The organism is Paenibacillus sp. FSL P4-0081, assembly GCF_000758565.1.
GTDB classification, from domain to species: domain Bacteria; phylum Bacillota; class Bacilli; order Paenibacillales; family Paenibacillaceae; genus Paenibacillus_AQ; species Paenibacillus_AQ phytohabitans.
On sequence record NZ_CP009280.1, the window covers coordinates 7,624,954 to 7,639,621 of the forward strand.

Annotated in this window: 19 protein-coding genes; 1 reads left to right on the forward strand and 18 read right to left on the reverse strand. The window is 51.5% G+C overall.

Annotation, left to right across the window (positions count from 1 at the left end):
- Positions 1-10: 10 nt before the first annotated feature.
- From P40081_RS32365 to P40081_RS32450, 18 genes are all read right to left on the reverse strand, one after another.
- Complete coding sequence (locus P40081_RS32365) at positions 11-397, reverse strand: hypothetical protein (RefSeq protein WP_042140106.1); 387 nt, start codon at positions 395-397, stop codon at positions 11-13.
- Positions 398-412: 15 nt separating this feature from the next.
- Positions 413-2,119, reverse strand: a complete 1,707-nt coding sequence (locus P40081_RS32370; protein ID WP_042140107.1) for a hypothetical protein — start codon at positions 2,117-2,119, stop codon at positions 413-415.
- An 11-nt stretch (positions 2,120-2,130) separates the two neighbouring features.
- Positions 2,131-2,742 carry a putative phage tail protein gene (locus P40081_RS32375; RefSeq protein ID WP_042140108.1) on the reverse strand — a complete coding sequence of 204 codons (612 nt, stop codon included), beginning with the start codon at positions 2,740-2,742 and terminating at the stop codon, positions 2,131-2,133.
- A gap of 2 nt (positions 2,743-2,744) precedes the next feature.
- Positions 2,745-3,080 carry a hyaluronate lyase N-terminal domain-containing protein gene (locus tag P40081_RS32380; RefSeq protein ID WP_081970300.1) on the reverse strand — a complete coding sequence of 112 codons (336 nt, stop codon included), beginning with the start codon at positions 3,078-3,080 and terminating at the stop codon, positions 2,745-2,747.
- A 12-nt stretch (positions 3,081-3,092) separates the two neighbouring features.
- A complete protein-coding gene (locus tag P40081_RS32385; protein WP_042140109.1) occupies positions 3,093-4,115 on the reverse strand; it encodes a DUF2793 domain-containing protein in 1,023 nt (340 codons plus the stop codon).
- Position 4,116: 1 nt separating this feature from the next.
- A complete protein-coding gene (locus tag P40081_RS32390) occupies positions 4,117-4,530 on the reverse strand; it encodes a hypothetical protein (RefSeq protein WP_042140110.1) in 414 nt (137 codons plus the stop codon).
- 2 nt (positions 4,531-4,532) lie between these two features.
- Positions 4,533-5,591 carry a baseplate J/gp47 family protein gene (locus P40081_RS32395; RefSeq protein ID WP_042140111.1) on the reverse strand — a complete coding sequence of 353 codons (1,059 nt, stop codon included), beginning with the start codon at positions 5,589-5,591 and terminating at the stop codon, positions 4,533-4,535.
- Positions 5,584-6,012, reverse strand: a complete 429-nt coding sequence (locus P40081_RS32400) for a DUF2634 domain-containing protein (RefSeq protein ID WP_052422123.1) — start codon at positions 6,010-6,012, stop codon at positions 5,584-5,586. The genes P40081_RS32395 and P40081_RS32400 overlap by 8 nt, the downstream gene beginning before the upstream one ends.
- Positions 6,009-6,302: a DUF2577 domain-containing protein gene (locus P40081_RS32405; protein ID WP_042140112.1), complete on the reverse strand. Its 294-nt coding sequence runs from the start codon at positions 6,300-6,302 to the stop codon at positions 6,009-6,011. The genes P40081_RS32400 and P40081_RS32405 overlap by 4 nt, the downstream gene beginning before the upstream one ends.
- Before the next feature lie 5 nt (positions 6,303-6,307).
- Positions 6,308-7,270 carry an XkdQ/YqbQ family protein gene (locus P40081_RS32410; RefSeq protein ID WP_042140113.1) on the reverse strand — a complete coding sequence of 321 codons (963 nt, stop codon included), beginning with the start codon at positions 7,268-7,270 and terminating at the stop codon, positions 6,308-6,310.
- A 12-nt stretch (positions 7,271-7,282) separates the two neighbouring features.
- Positions 7,283-8,029, reverse strand: a complete 747-nt coding sequence (locus tag P40081_RS32415; protein WP_042140114.1) for a LysM peptidoglycan-binding domain-containing protein — start codon at positions 8,027-8,029, stop codon at positions 7,283-7,285.
- Position 8,030: 1 nt separating this feature from the next.
- Positions 8,031-9,863 (reverse strand): phage tail tape measure protein, encoded by a 1,833-nt coding sequence (locus P40081_RS32420; RefSeq protein ID WP_042140115.1) that lies wholly within the window; start codon positions 9,861-9,863, stop codon positions 8,031-8,033.
- Positions 9,864-10,055: 192 nt separating this feature from the next.
- Positions 10,056-10,478 carry a phage tail assembly chaperone gene (locus P40081_RS32425; protein WP_039294170.1) on the reverse strand — a complete coding sequence of 141 codons (423 nt, stop codon included), beginning with the start codon at positions 10,476-10,478 and terminating at the stop codon, positions 10,056-10,058.
- A 107-nt stretch (positions 10,479-10,585) separates the two neighbouring features.
- Positions 10,586-11,056, reverse strand: coding sequence for a phage tail tube protein (locus P40081_RS32430; RefSeq protein ID WP_039294168.1), 471 nt, complete (start codon positions 11,054-11,056; stop codon positions 10,586-10,588).
- A 1-nt stretch (position 11,057) separates the two neighbouring features.
- Positions 11,058-12,380, reverse strand: coding sequence for a phage tail sheath family protein (locus P40081_RS32435; RefSeq protein ID WP_042140116.1), 1,323 nt, complete (start codon positions 12,378-12,380; stop codon positions 11,058-11,060).
- Positions 12,380-12,586 carry a hypothetical protein gene (locus P40081_RS32440; RefSeq protein WP_042140117.1) on the reverse strand — a complete coding sequence of 69 codons (207 nt, stop codon included), beginning with the start codon at positions 12,584-12,586 and terminating at the stop codon, positions 12,380-12,382. The genes P40081_RS32435 and P40081_RS32440 overlap by 1 nt, the downstream gene beginning before the upstream one ends.
- The gene (locus tag P40081_RS32445; protein ID WP_042140118.1) at positions 12,583-13,005 is read right to left on the reverse strand and encodes a phage tail terminator family protein; all 423 of its coding nucleotides are present in this window, start codon (positions 13,003-13,005) and stop codon (positions 12,583-12,585) included. The genes P40081_RS32440 and P40081_RS32445 overlap by 4 nt, the downstream gene beginning before the upstream one ends.
- 424 nt (positions 13,006-13,429) lie before the next feature.
- Positions 13,430-13,912 carry an ArpU family phage packaging/lysis transcriptional regulator gene (locus P40081_RS32450; protein WP_042141716.1) on the reverse strand — a complete coding sequence of 161 codons (483 nt, stop codon included), beginning with the start codon at positions 13,910-13,912 and terminating at the stop codon, positions 13,430-13,432.
- Positions 13,913-14,204: 292 nt separating this feature from the next.
- On the opposite strand from P40081_RS32450, the gene P40081_RS32455 reads away from it, so the two are divergent.
- On the forward strand, positions 14,205-14,648 hold the full coding sequence (locus P40081_RS32455) for a helix-turn-helix domain-containing protein (protein WP_042140119.1): 444 nt from the start codon (positions 14,205-14,207) through the stop codon (positions 14,646-14,648).
- The last annotated feature ends 20 nt before the right edge of the window (positions 14,649-14,668 follow it).

A 14,668-nucleotide genomic window follows, 5' to 3' on the forward strand; every position in this document is an offset into this window, starting at 1 on the left:
TGCAGACCCATCACAGGCCGAAATCTAGCAGCGCCAGGATTGCGGCCTCGTTCGCCTCGGTACGCTGCTCCAGCGTTGCAAGCATCTCCGTCAGTGGCTTTTGATAGATAGGCTCCGTTGGCCCTCCTGACCCCATGTTAGGATCGGGATAGCTGAACTTAATTTTTAGTGTAGTAGGTTCAATCCGGTAACCGTTACAGCGCGCAAAGTCTTCGCTATACTCGCCATATTCTAGTTCTAGCACCCCCACTGTTTCCGGCGTTCTCTCTGCCAGCGCCTTATATGTTCCAAAGTCCTGTTCTTGCGTGGTCTCTATAACATCGCCGGATCTCTCCCCGGTGTCTTGTATAATGTTTCCTGATGTCAACTCATAATATAATCTGCGTCCTATTTGCATTGTCATTCTCCTTTCTTATCCCCAGGCTTCCCATGTGTAGGTTCCTGAACCGAATTGGCTGAAACTGCTTGTGGCTGAGAACCCATCATCGTTAACATAATAGTCTGCTGCATATCCACCGCCATTAGCGGTTGAATTACCTGTGAACGGGTAAGAACGAGATGAGTTCAGATAAAATATGAAATATGCGCTAAACCCAGGTATAAACAAGCAAAAAGATTGTGGACGGAATCCAAGCCCGCCCACTGCTAAGCTGCTGGCTGAAACCCATGTCGAACCTGTTGCATATTTTTTAGGCTGAACTGTCCCATATACGCCAAAGATCTCAGCTCCCTGTGCAATGTACCACGGCTGTAAATATCCGTTCACACTTTTAAGCTGATCAACACTAACCTTGATCTCCCCGGCTCCGGCTCCACCTTTCCGGTAACCTTCTCGAGGGTATACAGCAAGTGCCCCGTCTCCCCACTTGCCTACGGACAGAGCTGGATCGGCTCCGGCAGTGATAACCGGCATACTGCCTTGCATACCGAGAATATTAATATCAGAACGCACGTTACTTGCTATCAAACCAGGTGTGTCTGTACTAACCCAGGTAGACCCGTTATAGTAACCGGCAGGTGGTCTAAGGTGTACTACAGCGGATGTGTTACCAGCCTCACCCGGTCGCCAGTAGGCGGTGGCAGTGGGTGGTATGTTGCTATTTTCCGCAGATCTGTTCGGCATCGTCCCTGCTGTACCCGCAATAGTTGTTCCGGCTAGAACAGATGCAGCTGGAACCGAAACACCCGCCACCGTAATCGCTGCATCATAAATCCCCGCTGCCTTGACCTGTGCACTGGGACCCGGCGTAACCGTCCCTCCCGTTTGCACCGTCAGCGTACCGGTTACATCCCCCGCATCTGTTGCCGCCGTTTTTCCCGCGCGAATATCCCCGGCCACTGCGTTACCGGAGCCACCCGCGCTATCTGCCAAAAAATCCGTTCCTACCTTGCGGAACATATAGGGTTTGCCTGCAAGCAGTTTCCCGGCGGCGTACGCGATACCTTTTTGATCTTTTAATGGAATAGCTCCAAGACCGTTCACATTGAGTGTCGCGCCTGCTGTATTCACTAGATTCGGCACAATTGTAATACCGAATCCTTCTGGCAAACTTGCTGGTGCAGGAGTTAGAGTTACGGTATAGGCTCCGCCTGTACCTGCCGTTACTGAATAAGCAGGCTGCCGCACGTAGTCCACAGTAAGGGACTTCCCATTCAGCTGCCCCTGAATCCCCGAGGTCACCCCATCCAAATACCCGAACTCCGCATTAGACACAACACCCGTCCCGATCTTAGTCGCATCAATCGCTGCAGCGGCATTAACGTCCGTATTCACAATCACCCCCGGAGCAATCGCGGTAACACCATCCCCTGTGCTGGTTACATCTCCTGTATGATTGGGATGCACATAATTATTTGCCCCGGCAGCCACACCATCCAGCTTCGCCTTATCCGCTGCAGCCATCAGCCCGGCAGCGGACGCAGTAGCAGCAGCGGTGGATGCCTTGGCATTCCATGCTGTGCGCTCAGCAGCCGTGATATGCTTGACCGCATCTGCGGCATGATCCTGTACAGCCTTGACGGCTGTGTCCAGAATATCCATATTGCCGTTCAAATCCGTTATATCTACAATGTCTGTACCATCCGGCTTTTTCAGCCCCAAATTCCCCGTTGTTTTCATCGCTCACACTCCTATTCGTATACTCTTAATTCGTTCCAGTTTCTGGCATGTGCACTATTCCAGGTAAGCTTCATAACAGAGTCCCACCAGGTGTAGCTGTACACGAAGCTATAATCCAGATGTGCCGGTTTAATCTCCTCCATGATCTGGATCAGACCCGCCATATTGGCGGGGATACCCAGTGTGCCGACGAAACGCACCTCGAAGCGGTACGCTCCGGGCACCTCCACCACCTCAACATCCCCGCCGGAAAAAGCGGATGCCGTCCGCCGGATCATCTCTGGCGTGGTCGTTCCGCTACCCCGCAGCTTGGCCTTGATCATCTCCCGGCGGGTTGCGTAAGACTTACCCGTATCCGAAGTCAGCGCCAGCATCCGCTCCCAGCGGGACAGACTCCACGTTGCAGACTCCAGAGTCTTCTGCGCATCGCTGTCAGCCATCGCATAGGCAAGCTCACCGCACTGCGCACCGGCGCTCGCCTGAAGCTGCTCCATCTCGGGCACGTCCTGGTAATACTCCGGCAGGTACTTCATCAGATCCGGGACATTAACCTCCGGTCCTTCCCCCGCCACATCATCTGTCGAATACTCCAAAAGACCATATATACTGTCTCCGTAAGCCACGGCTACACCCCCTTAAGCTGATTCCAGGTTAGCGGACCTTTGGGCATATACTCATGCGTATGCGCCGCCGGCGGGAATACGGATGGCTTGCCGTCCACACCGGACCAAGGCACACTATCCGCAGCCTGCGCGTAATCGACCTTGCCGTTATTATTGGTATCATAGATGCTCTTCAGCATGTCGCCGGTGCTTTGGGCGGCAACCAGCAGCAAATTACTGCTGCCATTCCCAATGTAGAGCTTGCCTGTATCAGTGCAGTAGCCCAATTCGCCTGCGGCAAGCGTACCCAGCGCACTTTCCAGGCCGCGGCGGATTTGAATCAATGTCTTCAGTGCCATGGTCACCGCCCCCTAGAATGTTCCGCCATCTATACTGCCCACCGTCAGCCGGTTGCCGTTGCCCGCATCATACACAATGCTGCTTCCGTCCACATTGGCCGCAACACCTGCCGCATCTACAGTAATACCTTTGCCGGCGGTTACTGCAATCGCATCTGCACTTACCGTGATACCGTTGCCCGCTCCAACATTCAGCGTTACGGCATCCGCCTGTCCGCCGCCTGTGAGCCCGCTTCCTGCTGTAATGGTCTGCAGGGCTCCACCCGTACGCACCCAGGCGGTCCCGTTCCAGCTGTAAATTTTCTGCTCATCATCCACATAAGCCGTCCATCCGACCGCAGGAACATAATACACCCAGACCGCAGTCTGATACTCGGCGACCTGATTGGTTTTCCCTGCCCATACACCGGTAGCCCCAGCCGGGATGATGTACCGTTCACCTTCAACCGGGCTGGCCGGCGGAGCGGTCAGATTCTGATCCTTGACCGAGGCCTGAGGCTCGATATTATGCTTGGCCAGCTCAATCTCATTTTTGATTTTTTGCGCAGACCACAGATCCGTAATTGCCGTACCCGTATCATTGATTAACCGGTGCTTAGTGGCATCGTCAACATGGGTTTTGATCTCTGCTGCGGTCTTCGTATTGGTGCCGTCCGACACCTTATTGGGATGACCTGCAGTGATGTCCGCCTTGAGTACTTTGGCATAGGTAGTGCCGTCTGCGATATCATCCACGGTGCCGGTCAGATCTGTTAATTTCTGCGCATTCACCCGGCGCCAGGCAGCCCCGTCATCAAAGTACAAATAACCGCTGTTACTTCCGCTGCTCACATAATACAGCCGGCCCACTGACGCTGCCGCAGGACGCGAAGCTTCTGGACCGGACAACGCCCGCCCGACCATGGAATTGGAGGTACCGTCTCCGATATACATCTCCTTCGTGTCTGTACAAAAGCCCATTTCGCCGGCCTTCAGCGTCCCGTAAGTGGACAGCTCTGCCCGCGTACCGCGTTTCACTTGAATAGTTTGTGCCATTTTACACCTCTCTTTTGAAAGATCCGCCGTCAATCAGCCCGGCCTTTTTATAACGCTCCAGCTCACTCTGCGTGGCTGTCAGCCCTGTCTGCAGCTGATTCACATCATCCGCTTCCACCGTATCTCCCGGCGTTTCGTAAGTCACATACACTTCCGGCACATCGGCATAGATCTTAATCATCCGCCGCCAAGGCGCCTCGTCAGGAAAAGACACCGAGTAATTCCGCACCTCAGTCCCGCTATAGCGTGAGCCTGTATAGACGGATAGGGTCTGATTATTGATGTTATCGTGGGCAAGAAGCCCGCTGTATACACCGCCTGCAAGAAGAAGCTTCTCCTCGACGACATAGCTGCTGCCGTTTGCTTTTTTGTTCAGCTTGTCCTGAAAGACGTCAATCTGCTCCGGATATCCCATCGCTACACCTCCAGTACGACATTGCCGAATAGCGGCACTTCAGTTTCGTTTAGAGTCACATTTCCCGTCCCGCCGTTCAGCTTCAGACCGCTATAATCCATAACACCCTCAGTATCCAGCAGCAGCGATCCAACTACGGATTGACTGATATAGGTGGCGGCAAAAGCTTTCTCTTTGCGGTATTTCTCCAGAATCGCTGTAAAAGCATTAATGACCGGCTGCAGCGCATAACCCGCTGCCAGTGTAACCCTGGCAGTGACGTTAATGGTTTTGCCTGTGGCGGATTCCACCGTCACTACGGCTCCGACCGGAGCTTGTCCTTCGCCAAGACCCGGAGCAGGATCGATATACTGCTGCACTTGAGAGACCAGCAGCGCGGAAGCAGGCTTGTGCTCCGCGTTCACAATAACCACTTTTACCGTCTTCGGCCCGGACCATAGCGGAAAGACCCGCGCTCCCCCTACGCCCTGGGTGTCCTGCGCCCATTCCATATAATGATATTTATTGCCGCTAGTCGAAGGCCGTCTAGCCGAATCGAAGTACCGCTGGCGCAGCGCCTCATCTGACTCCGCATCCGTACCGGGAACGAGCAGTGCCGTAATCTCTCCCCGGGCCAGCCCCGGGATATAATCGATGGGCAGCAGCGTACCCGAGTACTGATTCCCCTCTGCGCCGGCGGTCTCACTTTCGAGACGGTACGTTCCGGGTGACAGCTTCTCCGCCGCGCTATAGTTGAGCAAGCCCAGCGAAAACCGGCTGCCCAGAGGAACATCCAGCAGTTCCCCTCCGCTGGTATAGAACTTTCCGCTCAGCTGCGCTTTTCCTGCGGGGTGACGGGTGATTCCCGTCCAGGCAATGCTGCGTTCCAGATACTCACCACCTGCTGTATCAGGGAAATACAGATTATTGCTGACCTCAAGCTCAATATACATCTGGGCCATTTCGGCCGCCGCCGGAGCGAGCGCATCATAAATAATGCTTCCCTCGCGCTTGTCCATCCCTTCCGGAACCCGGTCCAGCATGCGTTCGAGCAGGGCCTCATAGGTCTGATCTTCATACACCGGCAATCTCCTCCTTTCTCAGTTCAAAATTGCCGTAAACCGTGACAGCTGTGCAGCTGAAGCTTACCGTATCACCGTTAAAAAGAATTTCCACATCCTCAAGCTGCTGAATCCGCTCATCCTGAAGCAGCGCCTCACTTACGATTCTGCGCAGCTCCGGCCGGGCCAGCAGCCTGTCTTGTCCCAGTACGAGACTCCATTCCGTTCCGTAGTTTGGACTATAGATCAAATGCTCGAAGCGGGCGGTCTGCAGAACTTTAACCGCTGCCTGTTTCACTGCCTCCAGTCCATCCATACGTCCGGCTATCCGCTTGTGCTCAAAGTCCATCCGGTACGTTAGGCTGGGGCTAATGCCTGAAGCTGTTGCACTCCCCTCAAGAGCTGCCGTAACCGGACCCGATCTGCCGATTGCCGGGATCATAGGTCCACCAGCCGATCCAGAACGATATAGCTCTGCCCGCCCTGCATCCGGACGAGCAGCACGCGGTCACCCTCTGCCAGACCCCGGCGGAGCAAGATCTCTCTGCCCTCAAGCACTGCCTTGCTCTCCATCACGGACTCTGGCACAACCAGCGCCGGTCCAGTCAGAATGAACCGCTGCTCCACCTGGATCTGCAACGGCTGTGCCCCGACTACCGTTCCATAAGAAAAAGCCACCGGATTCGTATTCGATACGGCCCCGAGGCTTGCTTGTTTAATAATATCGAGCATGTCTTCTACACCACCTTAATGTCTAGGGACATCGTATGCTCCCCGCCTGAAATCTTATGGCTGCATTGGTCGACCAGAAACAGCTGCGTCTCAAACTCATCAAGCAGTACATAGATGAAATTCCCGGCCCGGACCCGAATATCACCAATCGCTTGTACAGAGAGGCTAAGCTTCTCGCGGTTATGCAGCTTGAGCAGATTGCCTGCCTTCTCCTGAATTTGTGCAGCATTCGCCTTGTCATCCGCCTTCTGGTACAGATGAAGAATCCCCCAGCGTTCTACATTTTCCTTATCCGTTGCCGGGAAAAACTCACGTTTGCCGGTTTCCTCATTGTCTTGATAGAGCAGGATCGTATTGTACGTATCATCGTCAATGCTTCTTTTAAGCGAATAATCATACAGATAATGACCAGCACCAAGGATCACATTCAGCAGCATTGCCTGAGGCGCACGCAGGGTCAGCTTTCCGAAATCATCATAAAAAGCCATCAGCTGGCCCATATACTGCAGCTCGCTACCGATGGCGCCCATAATAATATCAAGCAATTTTTTATTATCCTCGATCAGGGAGGGAATCGTGTACTTCGCCGGGTCCAGCACTCCGAGCCGAAGGCCATAGTCTGTTGCGACTTTGCGGATCAGCTCACTTGCAGTAATATCCTGCAGCACGTAGCTGCCGTTGCCCAGCAGATAACGGATCTGGTCATACGCCGTCAGCTTAATTTCCTGATTCGCTCCCGTATCGATGCTGAAGACGAATCCGTAGAATACATCAATCCCGTCTTTCCTGAACTGCACAATATCCCCGTTACTGATGCCGAACTTCGCATGCTGATAAATCCCGCTGTCCGCCAGCGTAAGCTCTAGTGTGGCAGGCTTTCCGGTACGCGTGGTTTTCCATGAGATATCAGTGGCAATCCCGGAAACATCCCAGATCGCGCCTTCTTTATTGATTACTATTAATTCCATCGCCATGGCCTCCTACGACAGCTTAATCACTCTGCCGATTTTAAGCTTCTTCAGTTCACTGTCCGGGATACTGTTAAGCTTTTGCAGAGTTTTGCTTTTGCTGCCGTCACCCAGGTGCTTTTGAGCAATGGACCAGAGGGTATCCCCGGCTTTGATCGTATAAGTGGCGGGGGCTGTCTTCTCGCTTGCCCGTTTCTGCTGCGTCTTCACTTCACCCTTGTTGTCAACCTTCATGGCTAACGCCTGGTAGAACACATATTTTTTGAGACCGATAGTATACTCGATATCCCCGGAAGAACCCGCACTCAGCTTCCAGGAGAAGCTTTCAATGCTGACCGCCATATTGATGCCAATGTCCCCGGTAAAAGTCTGCTGCGCCTGCGTATTCGCCTGCTTCAGCCAATCTGGAGTCTGCGTATCCTGCATATTCACCGCCTTCAGCCCCGAGAAAACAAACCGGACCGGCCTGCGGCTCAGCATCCATTTCCGGATCAGCTCCACATATTCATAGGGCTTCAGCAGCTTGCCGGCATTCTCTCCCGAATACACCACAAACGGATAATACTGAGCCGGAAAAATACTCTCAATGGTGATCTCCGTCAGCTTCGGATAGGCAATAGCATTGATCTCGCCAAAATCAATGACCGTATAGCTCTTGCTGTCGCCATTCTCTTTGATCTCGAGGGTCTCAGGGTTAACCGGAAGCCGGATCACCTCTTCATAGTTGTTGAAGCTAAGATAGAACCCATACTCTTCCACGTTACGTGTACACCCCCTGGGCCGTAGAGACAAATTCCTCTTTCAGCTTTTGCCCGATCTTCGTGATGATGGAGTCAATATCGCCGGAGTTATTAATATTACCCGTTGTTACCTGAACAGTTGGCGTCAGCTCAACAAAATTTTGAATCGACTGAATCTCCGCCAGCTCCCGCAGCATGTCCAGGTCATCACTTGAGATATCCACCTTTTCATTAATAGAACCTACTTCGCCCACTTTGTTGACGCTGTTGATGTTCGCTGCAGCGGCTTGAGCAGGATTCTGGGATTTATCATCTTTAGGCTTGGCCTGATCCAGCTTGGTATTGAATTTATTGACTACAGCTAATGTTTTGTCCTTGTACTCCTCTACAGCCTGGACGGTATCCACAAATTTTTTCTTTGGGGTATTGTATACATCCTTAGTTGATGTAGGCTCTACCAGGGTACCTTGAGCATTCTTAACCATATCACTGAAGACATGCGGATTCTCTGCTTCAAGAAAGTTAGGTTTGAAATCGGCCAGAAATTCAAAACCGGGGAATTTGCTTAACCACCCTGCCATAACTTGAATTCCCTTAAGTACAAAATTGATGCCTTCTGCTATGGCCTTTACGAAACCGCCTGCAAAGCTTTCAACACCTAACGCCATTTGGTAAATGAAGCCCAGGAAATTCGTTGCCAGGTCATAAAACAGCTTCTGAACCGCATATGTCGGATCAATAAACAAGTTACGGAAGAAGTCTGCAAATGAAACGAAGTTATTATAGAGACCGATAACAAAATTCTCTATAGTTGCCCTCAGCCAGCCAAAAGCTCCCCCGATAAAAGCCACTACCTCGTTTACGGACACACCTGCTTGTTGAAGAATATAGATAAGCAGCGCTACAGCCGCAACAATTAAAAGGATCGGCCACATGCCTACAAGCCACGCGGCAGCAAGATTATATAACTGCACAATCATTGCAGCTATGAAGACAATGGCAATGGCCGCAAGGATCGGCCCTACAACATCCCAGTTCTCCTGGAACGCTGTAAACATATACAAGATGCCATTTACAACTTCTCCAATTACAGTAGCTATTACCAAGAATGCATTCGCGATCAGATTTAGTGCAGTAGACATTCCTTCAGACTGAAATGCATTATTCAAGGTATCCAGAATCGGACGCAACGCAACGATGGCTTTTTGACCCATCATTTCAACTGCGCTATCCATGTTGCCCTGCAGCTTGTTCCATTTCCCCTTATCTTCCTCCGTTGCGTTCGCAGCTATCGCTTTCGTACCCAGAGACTTAACCTTATCGAACACACCGCCAAGGTCCAGTGAGCCCAAGGAGTCCTTCGTTTTGGAGAGGAATCCCGGCTCCGCTGCTTTCCGTGCCTTTTCTGCTGCCTTTTGTTCCTTTTCCGCTGCAGCTTCCTTCTTCTTGTTCTGCATATAACCTATGGCTTTATCCCCAACGTAAGTGATTAGTTCGAATCCGCCTACGTCCAGTGCCTTCATTATTTTTTGAACTTCACCCATGAATCCGCTTTTGGCATTCCGGACACCGTTATTATCCGGATCGTCATCGTTAGAACTGCCCGCAGAGCGGCGGGACCTGGAAGAGTCACCTTCATCCGCGATCCGTCTGGCCGCTTCCTGAGACTGCATGAACCCTTCCATGAAAGACTTGTTTTTCTCTTCATACACCCGCTCCAGTATCTGCTGCAGATCACCCAGCGAGTGGCTGGCCCGGTTAAAATTCTGGTTCAGCCGGTCCCACTGTGAGTTCACATTTTGCCAGACGGTTAATGCTGTTACGGGAACCAATGCTGTACTCGTAATTTCCATTCATTCACCCCCTTCATCTCTTCTTCCCCTTACTCCGGGCGCGCTCCCGCTTCTCCTTGTCCACGCGCACAGCAATCATGGCATAGATCGCCGCACGTTCGCGGACGGAGAGCTTCATCAGCTCATGCGGCAGAATATGCAGCTCGTGGAGGGCGTAGTAGGCCAGATTGGCCTCACCATCGCCCTCGTTGATTAGTTTTTTACGTCATCTACCAGCTCGTTCATATCTGTAGCGAAGCCGTTCAGGGCCTGTACCCGCTCACCAAGCGCCGCAAACTCACCGGGCAGCAGCATTTTGCGCAGCAGTGATTCGGCCCCCATCACCCCATAAGAGCGCTGCAGCTCGGTATTCTTCAGATCCGGATGCACTACGCTTGCTGTCATCAGCTTGGCCATATACTCATTGGGATCAATCTCCGTGGTGTAGGTGCCGTTCTTTCCTTTGACCTTGCGGGTTGCAGCTTTGCGGCATTCCTGGTTCTCATCTTCATTCATGCTGCGCAGCTTCCAGACGGCAGCTTTACCTTCCTTATCCTTGAAACGTTGCGAGACCACAAACTCCTCTGTTGTATCACATGCCGCATTTTGTGCAAAAAACAAACTTAATTCACTCATGTTGTTCCTCCCGGATTCTTATTGTGTATCAACAAAAGAAGAGACCCGCCGGCATATAATACGCCCGGGTCTTTCCAGCTGTTGTCTATGGATATGCCTGCTTAATCTTATTGGCCGGAATTTGCCGGGGCACTGAAGGGCTGAACCAATTCCACATCCTCAAAGGTAAAGCTGACCTCTTCCTCAAGCGCATCCGATTCCGTATCCAGCGAGGCCATAATGACACTGTCCAGATTAACATCCTTCAGCATGATGCGCTGCGCGCCAACTGTAGAGGACGGGTCTTCATTCGTCACAATAATACTGAAATATTGGTCAATCCCCGTCTTCATGTATTCCAGCATCATTTGGCGGAAACGGCTCGTCATATAGAAAATCGTCATCGTACCGCTGCCCGACCATCCGGTTGCCTTATGCTGCACCCCGCGGCGGCCAAGCGTTTTCACTTCCGCCTTCTGCTTCTCCACCGTGGCCTCCAGCGTTTTTACATAGAACATTTCTTCCGTCTGTCCGTTAATTGTGGCATAGGCCCGGCCCTCCTGGCCGGATAGCGTATCGCTGGCTTTCAAGAATGTCATCTTAAACCACCTTCACTTTCATATATACTTTTTCTACGGAATCCACCGGCTTCACAGCCACATCCAGTACAACACTGTCACTGTCCGCTCCCGGGGTAACTACAATATCGCTCTGTGCGTTGAAGTTCTCAATCGCCCCCAGGTTCTGCAGATCATTCATATAGGTAACGCACTGCGACCAGAACAGCGCACGCCCGTCTTCATTATTCGGCAATTTACCAATGAAGTAATTCTCAAAAATCTGTTTCAAATCTCCGGCGATTCCATCCAGCACGCGCAGCACACGGTTTTTGGAGAACGCCTTGCCCTTGTCTGGTGAAAAGGAAGTGAACGTGTTGATATCCTGCTCGACCACAGCCCGGCCGCCATTATACGTAAAGAGCAGTTCACCGTCTGTAAGCGCGGCTACGGTCTCGGAATGGCTGAAGCGCACATCCGCGTCAACGGCATCATCATAGGCCTGATAAGTCAGGGATTCGTTCACCGCAGCGGCGGCAGTAGCACCGGCTACCCAAGCCACGGCATGCGCTTTATCCACCACGGTTCCATCACTCAGCACTACACCGTTTGCCACACTGATAATGCCCTCATGGTCAGCCGTAGCATAATCGGACAATACCGCCTGGACCTTCTTGCCTTCCGTATTACGCAGACGCTTCACATAAGCGCTATATAGCGCCTTGAGTGTGTTATCATCGGATACCAGCCCCACAGTCTGGAAGTCCTGAACCTCCAGCGCCGCCAGGAAGTCGCTATGTTCTGCATTCGTTACCGTACCATTCGCACCGCTTACAAGCGGCATTCCAGCTGTTAATGTCAGCGCACCGGGTCCATTCGGCTTAAATTCTACATAGTCGTTCGCAGTCAGCCCGGCAGCCGCAGCTACTGTCTGCTTGTCCACCTCTGTATTCTCAAGCAAAGTCCGCACATCGAACTGAGCGTTGTCGTCGATATTCTTTTCGATAACGATCTTGAGTGCGTTTCCGCGTTCCCCGCCATACAGCGCTGTAGCCTGAACCCCGTTATTGGTGACAGTAGCCTTAACTCCCTGATTCAAGCGGTAGAGCAGCAGCGTACCTGCCCGTTTCAGCACCTCTCTTACCGGCAGCAGCTGCGAATCTGTCAGATCAAACCCTAGCTTCTGCTTGAAATCATCCTGGGCAGTAAGCTTAAGAATGACTCCAGCTTGTCCCCAAGGCAGCGTAAGCGCCAGGGCCGCCGTACCGCGTTCCCCCATTTTACCTGACACGCTTCCGTTCGAAGCCACATTTACATATACCCCCGGACGCACCTTGTTTTGTGTTGTCCATGTTCCTCCAGCCATTAGATAACCTCCTTATTTAGATAAAGCTCCATTAATTGCTTAACCTCTTCCAGGGTGTAGCTCCCGCTCTCTTGCAGAACTACTTCCAGTACATCTTTTTCCTTCGGCGTGTATACGACAGAACCCATAATCTGCTTCTTGCCAAAAGCATTCTGCTCTTCCCCGCCCCGCTTCAGCTCACTTGCATTCGTTTCCTTTGAACTCATTTCAGCCGTGCTCCTTCTGTGAAGTGACCCATCAGTTCTGACTCGCCCTGCGGCTGCTTCTGCTTCTGGAGATAGAGCATATAGTCCACTGTGAACAGCGGCCCATGTCCCTCTGCTCCTGCCTCCCATGACTGGCGAATCACACGAAAAGAAGAATTCCCGCTTTCCCTGGCCGCCAGCGCTTCACATAAGCCGTCCGCCATGCTCTCTGCATCCAGCAGACTTCCCTGCTCGTAGCGGATACCGAAGCGGTACACCGCCATATATCGGCCTTCCCGCTGCCGGTCGTACGTTGCTGAGATGAGCTCCGGTTTGAAGTATGCTGACTGCGGCTTGTCCCCTTCCACATAGACAGGTACATCCGGATAAAACTGTGCCAGCGCATCTGTGATGTTCTCCCGCAATTGTTGTACAGTCATGATTTCATTCCTCTCAAGATTAGTTGTGATAATCCCTCCCCCCTTCCTGGAATCACAACGGATACTATCCTGACAAGAATAATATCCGCTTGTATTAGGCAACTGCTGAAGGAACTTTCACCACACTTGTGCCTCAGCCACCAAGGGACTGTATCTTGTAGAGCATTCATGCTCCTGCGGTGTCCTTCTGCTTCATTTGCCATGTTATAAATATAGACCCTTTGAATCCTTGCGCAGACGCTATTATAGAGGAGAAAGGACTAACTTCCGGAGACCCTTGGGATGAAAAAAGGAGGTACCAGTGGTGCCGCAAAAAAAGCCGCATCACCCATTGGGCAACACGGCTTCGTGTACTTCTTATTATCTAAACAACCGAATCTCCAGGCTATTTCTGCGAAAAGGTTCAGCTTCAGCAGACAGTCTGCTATTTCTCTTTCCGGGTCCCTGATGTTTTCTCTAGCGAAGCTAATGACAACAACTGCAGATCTGCGAGCGCCAGCGCCATCTTATAGAACGCCTTCGACCTTATTTTCACATAAGTGTCCTTGCTCACCGGGGGATCAAACACATGATTATAGATCGTGTAGTCGTAGCTCTCCTCTCTGCGCAAGTAACGCTCCCGCACAAGCTGCTGTTCTCTAAGTGTAAGTCTCTCTACTACGGAATCTATCATTGCACAGTATGCTCTTCTTGCAGCTGGCACATCCACGTTATGAGTTGCTATGGCCGCCGTCTGATCCGTAACCGAGTTAGTCGCGCCATGGAATCTTTCCGTATAGGAGTACGTAATCCCGGCCTCTTTAGCCTCGAAAGTTACGGTCTTAAAAATACGGTATTTCTCCAGCATATTCTCTATAGTGACCTGAGTAAGACGGCGGTCAAGCTCGGGCAGCGAAGCTAGAATCATCATGTTAACCACTCCTTTTGATGTCATACAGATTTGAGAACTTTAATGCGGACCTTTCCAGCGAAATGTGGTAGAATTCTATTTGTTCGTATATTGTTCGCCTTTTTCGATAATATACCACTTATCTGCCAATTCCGTAAAATCCCATTTAGGCCCGTTTTAGAGCATAAACAAGCTATATTCATTATTTATCTTACCTTTTGGCAATAATAGCCGCTTTATTGTTTACCTATTGGCATAAATAGCTTATATTAATAGCAACAGCTTATTAGGTGATAAGGAGTGGTTAACAATGGCAGAGGAATTCGGGAACTATCTGAAACAGCTTCGGGAAGGAAAGGGACTGACAATCAATCAGTTGGCATCCCTTGCCGGAATTAGCGGAGCACAAATTTCGCGGATAGAGAATGGACTACGGGGTGTCCCTAAGCCGGCTACACTGCGTAAGATTGCTGAAGCGACCGATGTCTCTTATGAGGAGCTTATGGGCCATGCCGGTCATTTAACCGAATCACAGAGCAGTACTGGAGGGTCAATGCCTGCATGGGCTACGAGTAAGGATAAGCGTGATTTCCGCCAAATGCTTGAGGATGATGGCGAGCTGATGTTTGACGGGATCCCACTGAACAAGGAAGATAAGCAGCGGATCAAGGATGTGTTGACAGGTCTATTCTGGGAGGCCAAGCAGATGAACAAAAGAACCAAGCCCAAGCACGATTCAGGTACGAAGGAATAGCCAGGCAATCATACAACTCT